The sequence below is a fragment of the Streptomyces sp. NPDC059853 genome, assembly GCF_042731495.1.
Classification (GTDB): Bacteria; Actinomycetota; Actinomycetes; order Streptomycetales; family Streptomycetaceae; genus Streptomyces.
In genome coordinates, this window is sequence record NZ_JBHWJL010000151.1 from 1 (window position 1) to 11,703 (window position 11,703).

10 protein-coding genes are annotated in these 11,703 nt (G+C 71.7%); 5 read left to right on the forward strand and 5 right to left on the reverse strand.

Annotation, left to right across the window (positions count from 1 at the left end; translation table 11 throughout):
- Positions 1-31: 31 nt before the first annotated feature.
- Positions 32-1,861 (reverse strand): acyl-CoA dehydrogenase, encoded by a 1,830-nt coding sequence (locus tag ACFV5N_RS16945; RefSeq protein ID WP_385599985.1) that lies wholly within the window; start codon positions 1,859-1,861, stop codon positions 32-34.
- Between the two features lie 107 nt (positions 1,862-1,968).
- Here ACFV5N_RS16945 and ACFV5N_RS16950 point away from each other — a divergent pair, with 107 nt between their 5' ends.
- The 3 genes from ACFV5N_RS16950 (at position 1,969) to aspS (ending at position 5,394) form a co-directional block, all read left to right on the forward strand.
- Positions 1,969-2,466: an SseB family protein gene (locus ACFV5N_RS16950; protein ID WP_385599988.1), complete on the forward strand. Its 498-nt coding sequence runs from the start codon at positions 1,969-1,971 to the stop codon at positions 2,464-2,466.
- Between the two features lie 82 nt (positions 2,467-2,548).
- On the forward strand, positions 2,549-3,520 hold the full coding sequence (locus ACFV5N_RS16955; protein WP_385599991.1) for a pirin family protein: 972 nt from the start codon (positions 2,549-2,551) through the stop codon (positions 3,518-3,520).
- 101 nt (positions 3,521-3,621) lie between these two features.
- Entirely contained in the window at positions 3,622-5,394 is a 1,773-nt protein-coding gene (gene aspS, locus ACFV5N_RS16960) for an aspartate--tRNA ligase (RefSeq protein WP_385599993.1), read from the forward strand.
- A gap of 75 nt (positions 5,395-5,469) precedes the next feature.
- Here aspS and ACFV5N_RS16965 read toward each other — a convergent pair whose 3' ends face one another.
- Complete coding sequence (locus ACFV5N_RS16965; RefSeq protein ID WP_385599996.1) at positions 5,470-6,018, reverse strand: SgcJ/EcaC family oxidoreductase; 549 nt, start codon at positions 6,016-6,018, stop codon at positions 5,470-5,472.
- A 120-nt stretch (positions 6,019-6,138) separates the two neighbouring features.
- Complete coding sequence (locus tag ACFV5N_RS16970) at positions 6,139-6,594, reverse strand: tellurite resistance TerB family protein (protein WP_385599999.1); 456 nt, start codon at positions 6,592-6,594, stop codon at positions 6,139-6,141.
- 98 nt (positions 6,595-6,692) lie between these two features.
- Between ACFV5N_RS16970 and ACFV5N_RS16975 the strand changes: the two genes are divergently transcribed.
- On the forward strand, positions 6,693-8,258 hold the full coding sequence (locus ACFV5N_RS16975; RefSeq protein ID WP_385600002.1) for an ankyrin repeat domain-containing protein: 1,566 nt from the start codon (positions 6,693-6,695) through the stop codon (positions 8,256-8,258).
- Here ACFV5N_RS16975 and ACFV5N_RS16980 read toward each other — a convergent pair.
- Together ACFV5N_RS16980 and ACFV5N_RS16985 are read right to left on the reverse strand one after the other, a co-directional pair.
- The gene (locus ACFV5N_RS16980) at positions 8,218-8,952 is read right to left on the reverse strand and encodes a class I SAM-dependent methyltransferase (protein WP_385600005.1); all 735 of its coding nucleotides are present in this window, start codon (positions 8,950-8,952) and stop codon (positions 8,218-8,220) included. The genes ACFV5N_RS16975 and ACFV5N_RS16980 overlap by 41 nt on opposite strands.
- Before the next feature lie 142 nt (positions 8,953-9,094).
- Positions 9,095-11,410 carry a heavy metal translocating P-type ATPase gene (locus ACFV5N_RS16985; protein ID WP_385600008.1) on the reverse strand — a complete coding sequence of 772 codons (2,316 nt, stop codon included), beginning with the start codon at positions 11,408-11,410 and terminating at the stop codon, positions 9,095-9,097.
- A gap of 166 nt (positions 11,411-11,576) precedes the next feature.
- On the opposite strand from ACFV5N_RS16985, the gene ACFV5N_RS16990 reads away from it, so the two are divergent.
- A partial coding sequence (locus ACFV5N_RS16990; protein WP_385600010.1) for a thioredoxin family protein occupies positions 11,577-11,703 on the forward strand: 127 nt, incomplete at its 3' end.

An 11,703-nucleotide genomic window follows, 5' to 3' on the forward strand; every position in this document is an offset into this window, starting at 1 on the left:
GGGGACCGCAGCCGTCATCGTGTCCGGTGACTCAGAACGCCGCTTCGTCCAGGTCCATCACCGTGGGGTCGGTCGCCTCCGCCGCCGAGCGGGCCGCCGTCACGGTGGGGAGGATCGTCGTCGCGAAGTGCTTCGCCGCGGCGATCTTGCCCGTGTAGAAGGGGCGGTCCTTGGCCGAGGCGCCGGGCAGCTTCTCCGCCGCCACCGCCGCGCCGCGCAGCAGCAGGTAGCCGACGACCACGTCGCCGGTGGCCAGGAGGAAGGAGGTGGTGTTCAGGCCCACCTTGTAGATGGACTTCACATCCTTCTCGGTGGCCGCCAGGTCGGTGAGCATGATGCCGGCGATCACCTCCAGGTCGGCCGCCGCCGTCGCCAGGCGGTCGCGGGCCGCGGACAGGTCCTCGCCGCCCGGGGCGTCCGCGAGGAACTTCTTGATCTCCTCCGACACCGTGCCGAGCGCCACGCCCTGGTTGCGGACGATCTTCCGGAAGAAGAAATCCTGCCCCTGGATCGCCGTCGTGCCCTCGTAGAGGGTGTCGATCTTGGCGTCCCGGATGTACTGCTCCAGCGGGTACTCCTGGAGGTAGCCGGAGCCGCCGAAGGTCTGGAGCGACTGCGCGAGCTGCTCGTAGGAGCGCTCCGAGCCGTAGCCCTTGACGATCGGCAGCAGCAGGTCGTTGATCGCCTCCTCCGCCGCGGCGTCCTCGCCGGCCGCCCGCTTGAGTTCGATGGTGTCCTGCACGGAGGCCGTGTACAGCACCAGGGCGCGCATGCCCTCGGCGTACGCCTTCTGTGTCAGCAGCGAGCGGCGGACGTCCGGGTGGTGGGTGATGGTGACGCGCGGCGCGGACTTGTCCGTGAACTGGGCGAGGTCCGGGCCCTGCACGCGTTCCTTGGCGTACTCCAGGGCGTTGAGGTAGCCGGTGGAGAGGGTGGCGATGGCCTTCGTGCCGACCATCATCCGCGCGAACTCGATGATCTTGAACATCTGGCGGATGCCGTCGTGCTTCTCGCCCAGCAGCCAGCCCTTGGCCGGGCGGCCGTCGGCGCCGAAGGTCAGCTCGCAGGTGTTGGAGACCTTCAGGCCCATCTTGTGCTCGACGTTGGTGGCGTAGACGCCGTTGCGCTCGCCCAGCTCGCCCGTCTCCCAGTCGAAGTCGTACTTGGGGACGATGAAGAGGGACAGGCCCTTGGTGCCGCCCTGGTGGCCCTCGGGGCGGGCCAGTACGTAGTGGACGATGTTCTCGCTCAGGTCGTGCTCGCCCGAGGTGATGAAGCGCTTCACGCCCTCGATGTGCCAGCTGCCGTCCTCCTGCCGGACCGCCTTGGAGCGGCCGGCGCCCACGTCGGAGCCGGCGTCCGGCTCGGTGAGGACCATGGTGGAGGCCCACTGCTTGTCCACCATCAGCTGGGCGATCTTGCGCTGCTCCTCGGTGCCCTCGTCGAAGAGGATGGAGGCGAAGGCCGGCCCGGAGGCGTACATCCAGATCGCGGGGTTGGCGCCCAGGATGAACTCGGCGTAGGCCCACAGCAGCGAGCGCGGGGCGACGGTGCCGCCCAGTTCCTCGCCGATGCCCAGGCGCCACCACTCGGCGTCCATGTAGGCGGCGTAGCTCTTCTTGAAGGCCTCGGGCAGCGGGGCGGTGTGGGTGGCCGGGTCGAAGACGGGCGGGTTGCGGTCGCCCTCCACGTACGAGGCGGCCAGTTCGTTCTCCGCGAGGCGGGAGATCTCCCGCAGCACGGTGCGTGCGGTGTCGGTGTCGGTCTCGGCGAACGGCCCGGCGCCGTACACCGAGTCGCGGCCCAGGACCTCGAACAGGTTGAACTCGATATCGCGGAGATTCGACTTGTAGTGACCCATAGCGACGACTCCAGCTCCAGTACCGGGTAGTAACTCCCATCATGCTACCCACCGGTAATAAGAAGCAAGCGGAAACCGGCCCCTCCTCACTCAGTAGGCTTTCCGTCATGTACGGCTACGACCAGACCCCGTACTCCGGTCAGCAGCAGCAGCCCTACGGCGATGCCTACAGCGGGCAGCAGCTCTACCCGGAGCAGCCCCAGCCCCAGCAGTCCGCCGCGCCCGCGTCCGGCGGCGCCGCCCCCGCGCCCCCGTCGTTCACCGACGCGCTGCGCGCGTACACCTCGGGCGCGCTGTCCTCGGAGGAGTTCCACGACATCTTCCTCTCCGCCAAGATCTACTGCCCGCGCGGCGAGACGCCGGGCTTCCTGGCGCTGCACAACACCCAGCAGCCGGTGATCCCGCTGTTCACGTCGCTGCGCGAGCTGCGGCGCTACGCCGGCAAGGAGTCGCGTTACTTCACGGTCACCGGGGGTGAGGTGCTGGACCTGCTGCCGACCGGTTACGGGTTCGCGCTCGACATGGAGGGGGAGCACCGGCTGGTCCTGGAGGCCGCCGCCGTGAATGAGATGGTCGATTACACCATGCGGCGTATGTACGGCTGAGCCGGAAGCAGCGCCCGGGTCGCGCACTCGACGACTGTTCATCGTTCAACTATTCTGATGGCAGTTGCCGAGGAGGTACGCCATGCCCGCCATCACCGTCGAGAACCCGCTCACCCTGCCCAAGGTCTCCGCCCCAGCGCCGGCCGGCGACACCCCCGCCGCCCGCCGGGTCCTGACCACCGTCACCGCGCCCACCGGCTTCGAGGGCGAGGGCTTCCCGGTCCGCCGCGCCTTCGCGGGCATCAACTACCGCCACCTCGACCCGTTCATCATGATGGACCAGATGGGCGAGGTGGAGTACGCGGCGGGCGAGGCCAAGGGCACCCCCTGGCACCCGCACCGCGGCTTCGAGACCGTGACGTACCTGCTGGACGGCACCTTCGTCCACCAGGACTCCGAGGGCGGCGGCGGCGTCATCAGGGACGGCGACACCCAGTGGATGACCGCCGGCTCCGGGCTGCTGCACATCGAGGCCCCGCCGGAGGAACTGGTCGTCTCCGGCGGCGTCTTCCACGGCATCCAGCTGTGGGTCAACCTGCCCGCCCGCAGCAAGATGACCAACCCCCGCTACCAGGACATCGGCGGCGGCAACGTCAAGCTGCTCACCAGCCCCGACGGCGGCGCGCTGATCCGGCTCATCGCGGGCGACCTCAACGGCCACTCGGGCCCCGGGATCACCCACACCCCCATCACCCTCATCCACGCCACCGTCACCGCGGGCGCCGAGCTGACCCTGCCCTGGCGGCCGGACTTCAACGCCCTCGGCTACGTGCTCGCCGGCCGCGGCAGCGCCGGCGCGGAGCGCCGCCCCATCGAGCTGGGCCAGGCGGTGGTCTTCGGCACCGAGGGCGAGACGATCACCGTCCGGGCGGACGCGCGGCAGGACTCCCACGCCCCCTCGCTGGAGGTCATCCTGCTGGGCGGGCAGCCGATCCGCGAACCCATGGCGCACTACGGACCGTTCGTGATGAACTCGCACGCCGAGCTGTCCCAGGCGTTCGAGGACTTCCAGGCCGGCCGGCTCGGACGCGTCCCGGCGACCCGCGCGAAGTAAGTCCCGCTTGGCCCGCTTCGTCCCTTTGCGGCGAGCGGGCCCCGGGGGGACGGTAGTCTGAGTGGTCCCTTTCCGGAACGCGTTGACGACTTGGATGAACGATGCATAGGTACCGGTCCCACCTCTGCGGCGAGCTGCGCTCCGCGGACATCGGCAAGGATGTCCGGCTGTCGGGATGGCTGCACAATCGCCGCAACCTGGGCGGCATCCTCTTCATCGACCTGCGCGACCACTACGGCATCGTGCAGCTGGTCGTCCGCCCCGGTACGGACGTCAACGAGCGGCTCAGCTCGCTCTCCAAGGAGACGGTGATCCGCGTCGACGGCACCGTCGTGGCGCGCGGCGCGGACAACGTCAACCCCGAGCTGCCCACCGGCGAGATCGAGGTCAAGGTCGGCGAGGTCGAGGTGCTCGGCGCCGCCGACCAGATCCCGTTCACGATCAACGCCGAGGACGGCGTCAACGAGGAACGCCGCCTGGAGTACCGCTTCCTGGACCTGCGCCGGGAGCGGATGCACCGCAACATCATGCTGCGCTCCCAGGTCATCTCCGCGCTGCGGCAGAAGATGAGCGCGCAGAACTTCACCGAGCTGGCGACCCCGATCCTCTCCGCCACCTCCCCCGAGGGGGCCCGCGACTTCCTGGTGCCCTCGCGGCTGCACGCCGGCAAGTTCTACGCGCTGCCGCAGGCGCCGCAGCAGTTCAAGCAGCTGCTGATGATCGCCGGCTTCGACCGGTACTTCCAGATCGCGCCCTGCTTCCGCGACGAGGACGCCCGCGCCGACCGCTCCCCCGGCGAGTTCTACCAGCTCGACGTCGAGATGAGCTTCGTCGAGCAGGAGGACGTGTTCCAGGTCATCGAGAAGGTGATGACCGAGGTCTTCGAGGAGTTCGGCGGCGGCCGGCACGTCACCTCGCCGTTCCCGCGCATCCCGTACCGCGAGGCGATGCTGAAGTACGGCTCCGACAAGCCGGACCTGCGCGCGCGGCTGGAGCTGACGGACGTCTCGGAGATCTTCGCGGGCTCCGGCTTCAAGGCGTTCGCCGACAAGCACGTGCGCGCCCTCGCCGTCCCGGACACCGCGGGCCAGCCGCGCAAGTTCTTCGACCAGCTCGGTGAGTACGCCATCGCGCAGGGCGCCAAGGGCCTGGCCTGGGTCCGGGTCGGCGAGGACGGCCGCACCCTCACCGGGCCGATCGCCAAGTTCCTCACCGAGGCCGACACCGAGGCCCTGCTGGCCAAGCTCAGCGCCACGGCCGGCACCGCCGTGTTCTTCGGCGCCGGCGACTTCGACGAGGTCTCCAAGATCATGGGCGCGGTCCGGGTCGAGGCCGCGCGCCGCGCCGGGCACTTCGAGGAGGGCGTCTTCCGGTTCTGCTGGGTCGTCGACTTCCCGATGTTCGAGCGGAACGAGGACACCGGGCAGATCGAGTTCTCGCACAACCCGTTCTCCATGCCGCAGGGCGGTCTTGAGGCGCTGCGCAGCAAGGACCCGCTGGACGTGCTCGCCTGGCAGTACGACATCGTGTGCAACGGTGTGGAGCTGTCCTCCGGCGCCATCCGGAACCACGAGCCCGAGGTCATGTACGAGGCGTTCGGCATCGCCGGCTACTCGCGCGAGGACGTGGAGCGCGAGTTCGGCGGGATGCTGCGGGCGTTCACCTTCGGCGCCCCGCCGCACGGCGGCATCGCCCCGGGCGTGGACCGCATCGTGATGCTGCTGGCCGACGAGCCGAACATCCGCGAGACCATCGCCTTCCCGCTCAACGGCAACGCCCAGGACCTGCTGATGGGCGCGCCGAGCGAGGTGGACGAGGCCCGGCTGCGCGAGCTGCACCTGACCGTGCGCAAGCCGGCCGCACCGCAGAAGTAGGGCCCTGGACACGGGCGGAGCCCGGGAGGACGGTGGTCCTCCCGGGCTCCGCCGTGCCGGGGGTGGTGCCGGGGCTCAGCCCTCGGGGTTGGCCGAGGAGTGGTGGCTGACGATCAGCCAGTCGCCGGTGACCGGGTCCTTCTCGTAGACGAAGGTGTAGCGGGCGTCGACGGTGGAGGTGACGCCGTCCTCGGTGAGGGTGAAGGTGTACGAGCCGGAGTCGACGGCGGAGGTCGGGCTCAGGATGTCGACGTAGGACTCGTTGATCTCGCCGACCGGGTGCTTCGCCAGGAAGTGCTCGAAGTAGTCGACTATGCCTTCGCGGTCCGACCGGATCTGATTGGACAGGGTCGGCAGCAGTACGCCGTCGGGGGCGTACCGATCGGCGACCGTCTCCGGGTCGAGCGTGGCGAGGGCGTCGTTCCAGGCGTTGAACTGCTCCCGGATCTCCGCCTGCGTCGGGTAGGGGGTGTGGGGGCGGTGGTGGCCGTGCCCGTGGCCAAACGTTTCTGCATCGGTGTCGGCGGAGGCGACGGCGGTGGCCCCGGACGCCGCGGTGAGGAGCAGCAGGCTGCTCGCGGCGATGGCCCAACTGGTGCGATTCCGCACGGTGTTCTTGCGCATAAGGCCCATGACTACCGGTCAGCGGCCAAGCACTCTCCAAGCATTGGTCAAGGAACTGGCATGGCAGGGCAAGGAGTTGACCAAGCCCGGCCATGTTCGTTCAATTCTGATCAATTCAGTTTAAAGATCAAACTCCGTCGGGGGGATGTCCAGGGCGAAGCACACATCACGGACGACCTTCCGCTCGTCGGCGTCGAAGTCCCCGTCCGCGCCCCCGATCACGATGCCGATCTGGATGACGGCCCGCGCCTCGGCCGGCTTCTTCTTCACCTTGGCGATCTCCTGCATCACCCCGATCCGCCCGAACTCGAAGTCGGTGGTGAGCTGGTCGACGTAACGGTTGAACCGCTGCCGCAGATCGTCGGCGGGGAAGTTCTGCAGCACCTCGTTGGTGCCGATCAGCGCCGCGACCCGCTGCCGCTCCACCGGATCCACCGACCCGTCGGCCGCCGCCACCAGGGCGCACATGGCCATGCTGGCGTCCCGGAACGCTCCGCTCTTGAGGTCGTTCTTCTTCGCCACCAGCTGGGACTGCATGTTCTGGGCGGAATCCTTGATCCGGTCCCACAGGGCCATGGTGCTCTCCTCGGTGCATCGCACGATCGGTACGCAGCGTCAACGCGTCCGGTGGCGGGGCGAGTTCCGCTGTCAGTGGCCGCTGCTTCACTGCCGCCATGGGATTCTTCGACGGACTGGACCCCCCGCAGGCGTCACCCCCGCCCCCGCCACCGGAGTTCGTCCACCTCGGCCCGCCACCGGCCGCCGCGACCGGTCGGGACGGGCCCCCGTCCGACTGGTATCTGCCGGCCACCGTCCCGGACGTCCGGGAACTGGGCGCGAGCCGGTACACCCGTGTCCTGCTCCGGGGCTGGTCGGTGTGGCCGGGGGCGCTCACCCTCCATCTGTCGCTCTTCCGCCGCCGCTTCCGCACCACCGGCCCGGACGCCGGGCAGGACCCGCACGGCTCGGTCCACCGGGACGGCGGACTGCGGGTGGGCCTGCTGCTGCCGGACGGCCGCCGGGTGACCACCCTGGACGGCGAACCGTGGCCCGCCGGGGACGGGGCGCGCCGGATCCGGCTGTGGCAGCTCCGCAGCAGCGGGGTGCTCTTCCACCAGGAACGGGACCTCCACCTCACGACGCTGCCGCCCGAGGGCACGTTCCGGCTGGCCGTGGCGTGGCCGGCGGAGTCCGTGCCCGAAACGGTCACCGCCGTCGACGCGGCCCCGCTGCGGGCGGCGGCCGGCGACATCGTGGAGGTGTGGCCGGACGCCCGGTGGGAGGAGCCGCCCCGCCCGCCCGGCGCGGGCCGCGGTGCCGTGGGCCTGCGCGGTCTGCTCGTGTCGTCCGGTGTGCTGGCCGGCCGGAGTGCCGTCACGCGGAACCTCCCCGAACTGCTGCCGCCTCCCGCCCGCGTCACTCCGCCCAGCGGGATCGACACACCGGACGAGGTGACCGGCCACACCCCGCTGTGGGAGGCCGTGGCCGACGGGGACGCCGAGGGCGTCGCGGAACTGCTGGCGGCCGGGGCGCGACCGTGGCGCCCGGTGATCGGCCCCTGGTCGCCGGGGCGGCTGGCGCTGACCACCCCGCTGGCTCCGCTGGTGGCCGGACTGCCCGGCGCCGTCCCGCTCACCGACGAGGAGCGGGCCGCGCAGGAGCGGGCGGACCGGCTGATCGCCGCCTTCGCGGGGATCCACGGGGACGGGCTCGGCGTCGCCTTCGTCCGCGGCGTCGGCGAGGAGGAGGCGATCGCCCGCCTCGGCGCGGACCCGGCCCGCTTCCCGCCCCTGGACCCGGAGCGTGACCCCGGCCCGTACGGCACCGGGCCCGGCGGCTTCGACCCGTCCGACGCCGACGCCGCGCTGCGCCACATCGGGGTCACCGGCGTCGAGGGCGGCTGCGTGCTGATCCAGCCGCTCGGATTCCGGCCTGCCGACGAGGCGGTGCTGGGCCCGCTGTCCGTCGGCGCCCGCGCCTGCGCGCTCTTCTTCAATCCCAAGGGCAGCGTCTGCGTCAGCACGGCCGAGGACGGCACGGTCCACCGCGAGGAGTTGCACGGCCCCACCGCCGACTCGCCGCCCGGGCAGTGGCTCTACCGGCACTGGCAGCACACGGGCGGGGCCGAGGCGTACCACGCCCGCCGGGTGGCCTTCGCCTGCGCGCGCGCCGGGTTGTGGCTCGGCGACGGCCGGGGTGTCAGCGGGCCGCCACGCCGCTGGGTGGAGCTTCCGGGGTGAGCGCGCGGAAGTAGAGGAAGTGCGGGGCGGTGGACATCGACGCGTACCCCTCGGGGTCCACCGCCCGGCCCGCCGGGTCCGGTCGTGGCTCCAGCAGCCGGTCCACCGTGAAGCCGGCCTCGCGCAGCGCCGTGAAGCAGGCGCTCAGCGGGCGGCGGTAGAACCGTACGGTGCGCGGCTTGCCGGCCACCGTCCAGGTGTCCTCGATCTCCTCGGTGCGGAAGTAGTCCGGCCGCCCGAACCACCGCCAGTCCTCGCCGGGGTGGTGCACCGACATCACCAGCGCCCCGCCCGGCCGCAGGACGCGGCGCAGTTCGGCGAGCGGCGGGCCCCAGTCGGCCAGGTAGTGCAGGACGAGCGAGGCCGTCACCAGGTCGAACGCGCCGTCCTCGAACAGGTCCAGGGGCGCGGCGAGATCGGCGCGGTGGAACGTTCCGGCGGGGCATCGCTCGCGGGCCAGGGCGACCATCGCCTGGCTCGTGTCGATGCCGGTGACCGAGGCCGCGCCGCCCTCGGCGAGCAGCCGCGCCAGATGGCCGGCCGCGCATCCCGCGTCCAGGACCCGCAGTCCCGTCAGGTCCCCGGCGAGGCCGAGGATGGCGGGCCGGTCGTAGTGGGCGTTGGCCAGATTGGCCGCGGAGTGCTCGGCGTACTCCGCGGCCATGTCCTCGTACTGATCCGGCGGCTGCGTCATCGGGCAAGGGTCCACCGGCGCGGTCGTTCCGCGCAACGGTCCTTCGCCCGCCGGGAGCGGGCGGGTTCGCCGGAGGTCGTCAGCAGGGCGGTGAGCGGCGGCCGGCCGGCCCGGCTGGGGGACGGTTCCACGGTCCGGTGCCTCAGCGGTCCATGGCCCGGAAGGCCCGCAGCCGCAGGCTGTTGGCGAGCACCGAGACGGACGAGAAGGCCATCGCGGCCCCGGCCAGCATCGGGTTCAGCAGCCCGGCCGCGGCCAGCGGCAGGGCGGCGACGTTGTAGCCGAACGCCCAGCCCAGGTTGGTCCTGATGGTGAACAGCGTCTTGCGGGACAGCCGGATGGCGTCGGCCGCCGCCCGCAGGTCGCCGCGGACCAGGGTGAGGTCGCCGGCCTCGATCGCCGCGTCCGTGCCGGTGCCCATCGCGAGGCCCAGGTCGGCGGCGGCCAGCGCGGCGGCGTCGTTGACACCGTCGCCGACCATGGCGACCGACCGGCCCTCCGCCTGGAGCCGCCTGACGACCTCGACCTTGTCCTGCGGCAGCACCTCGGCGATGACGTGTCCGGCGTCGATGCCGACCTCGGCGGCCACCGCCTGCGCGACCGCCCGGTTGTCGCCGGTGAGCAGGATCGGGGTGAGGCCGAGGTCCCGCAGCCGCGCGACCGCCTCGGCGCTCGTCTCCTTCACCGCGTCGGCGACCTCCAGGACCGCCCGGGCCGCCCCGTCCCAGGCGACCACGATCGCGGTGCGCCCGGCCGTCTCGGCCGCGTCCCTGGCCTCGGCCAGCGCGGCGGGCAGGGCGATGGACCATTCGGCCAGCAGCCGCTCGCGCCCGACCAGGACGGCGTGGCCCTCGACGACGCCCTGCACCCCGAGCCCGGGCACATTGGCGAAGTCCTCGGGGACGGGCAGCGCCGTGGTGCCGAGCCGCTCGGCCGCGCCCGCCGCCACCGCCTGCGCCACGGGGTGTTCGGAGGCGTGCTCCAGCGCCCCGGCCAGCCGCAGCGCCTCGGCCTCGTCCGTCCCCTCGGCGACCCGCACGTCCAGCAGCGTCATCCGGCCGGTGGTGACCGTACCGGTCTTGTCGAGCACGATGGTGTCGGCCTTGCGGGTGTTCTCCAGGACCTCCGGGCCCTTGATGAGGATGCCGAGCTGCGCGCCGCGCCCGGTGCCGACCATGAGGGCGGCCGGGGTGGCCAGGCCGAGCGCGCACGGGCAGGCGATGATCAGGACGGCCACCGCCGCCGTGAACGCGGCCGACGCCCCGCCGCCGGTCAGCAGCCAGAAGGCCAGCGTGCCCAGGGAGAGCACGATCACGGCCGGGACGAACACCGCCGAGATCCGGTCGGCGAGCCGCTGGGCGGCCGCTTTGCCGCTCTGCGCGTCCTCGACCAGCTTGGCCATCCGCGCCAGCTGGGTGTCGGCGCCGACCCGGGTGGCCTCGACGACCAGCCGGCCGCCCGCGTTGACGGTGGCACCGGCCACGGTGTCGCCGACCGCGACCTCCACCGGGACGGATTCCCCGGTCAGCATGGAGGCGTCGACGGCGGAGGACCCCTCGACCACCACCCCGTCCGTGGCGATCTTCTCGCCGGGCCGCACCAGGAAGCGGTCCCCGGCCGCGAGCCGTGCCACCGGCAGCAGGACGGGCACGCCGTCCCGCAGCACCGTGACCTCCTTGGCGCCCAGTTCCATCAGGGCCCGCAGCGCCGCGCCCGCCTTGCGCTTGGCGCGCGCCTCCAGATAGCGCCCGGTGAGCAGGAAGGCGGTCACGCCGGCCGCCGCTTCCAGATAGATGTTGCCGCTGGCGTCCCCGCGCTGGATGGTCAGCTCGAAGGGGTGGGTCATGCCGGGGTGTCCGGCCATGCCGAAGAACAGCGCCCACACCGACCAGGCCAGCGCGGCGAGGGTGCCGAGCGAGACCAGGGTGTCCATGGTGGCGGCGCCGTGCCGGGCGTTGACGAACGCGGCCCGGTGGAAGGACCAGCCGCCCCAGATCACGGCGGGCGCGGCGAGGGTGAGGGAGAGCCACTGCCAGTACTCGAACTGCCAGGCCGGGACCATGGCGAGCGCGATCACCGGGACGGAGAGGGCCACGGTGACCAGCAGCCGGTGCCGCAGGACGGCGAGGTCGTCCGCCGGGCCGGGCGCCGTACCGACCGCTGTACCGGGCGGGTCACCGGCGGGGGCCGGGGAGGGCTCGGGGGCGGGTGGTGCGGGGACGGCGGCGGTGTAGCCGGTCTTCTCGACCACCGCGATGAGATCCGGTACCCGTACCTCGCCGCCGTAGCTGACCGTGGCCTTCTCGGTGGCGTAGTTGACGCTGGCGGTGACCCCTTCCAGCCGGTTGAGCTTCTTCTCGATCCGTGCCGCGCAGGACGCGCAGGTCATCCCGCCGATGGCGAGTTCGACCCGGTCCTGTACGTCGTGTGTGCCGGTGATGCCACTGCTGCCGTTCATCGTCGCTCCTCACGGCGAATATACCCGAGGGAGGTATCTGCCCCTCGCCTCCTGTATACCCCCTAGGGGTATACGACGGCAAGAAGCCCGCCGGAATACGCATCGAACCCCCGGGGTTCCGGGTAGGGGCAGCCGGAACCCGCCGGAGGCAGAGAGCGAGAGTGCGATGACCACCATCGAACTGACCAAGGACAACTTCGAGACCCAGGTCGCCAGCAAGGGCATCGCCTTTGTCGACTTCTGGGCCTCCTGGTGCGGCCCGTGCCGCCAGTTCGCGCCCGTCTTCGAGGAGG

Coding starts and splice junctions, on each gene's coding strand:
- ACFV5N_RS16955 (WP_385599991.1), top strand. CDS start 2,549: ATGCCCGCCATCACCGTCGAGAACCCGCTCACCCTGCCCAAGGTCTCC.
- aspS (WP_385599993.1), top strand. CDS start 3,622: ATGCATAGGTACCGGTCCCACCTCTGCGGCGAGCTGCGCTCCGCGGAC.
- ACFV5N_RS16985 (WP_385600008.1), bottom strand. CDS start 11,410: ATGAACGGCAGCAGTGGCATCACCGGCACACACGACGTACAGGACCGG.
- ACFV5N_RS16965 (WP_385599996.1), bottom strand. CDS start 6,018: ATGCGCAAGAACACCGTGCGGAATCGCACCAGTTGGGCCATCGCCGCG.
- ACFV5N_RS16970 (WP_385599999.1), bottom strand. CDS start 6,594: ATGGCCCTGTGGGACCGGATCAAGGATTCCGCCCAGAACATGCAGTCC.
- ACFV5N_RS16950 (WP_385599988.1), top strand. CDS start 1,969: ATGTACGGCTACGACCAGACCCCGTACTCCGGTCAGCAGCAGCAGCCC.
- ACFV5N_RS16980 (WP_385600005.1), bottom strand. CDS start 8,952: ATGACGCAGCCGCCGGATCAGTACGAGGACATGGCCGCGGAGTACGCC.
- ACFV5N_RS16945 (WP_385599985.1), bottom strand. CDS start 1,861: ATGGGTCACTACAAGTCGAATCTCCGCGATATCGAGTTCAACCTGTTC.
- ACFV5N_RS16975 (WP_385600002.1), top strand. CDS start 6,693: ATGGGATTCTTCGACGGACTGGACCCCCCGCAGGCGTCACCCCCGCCC.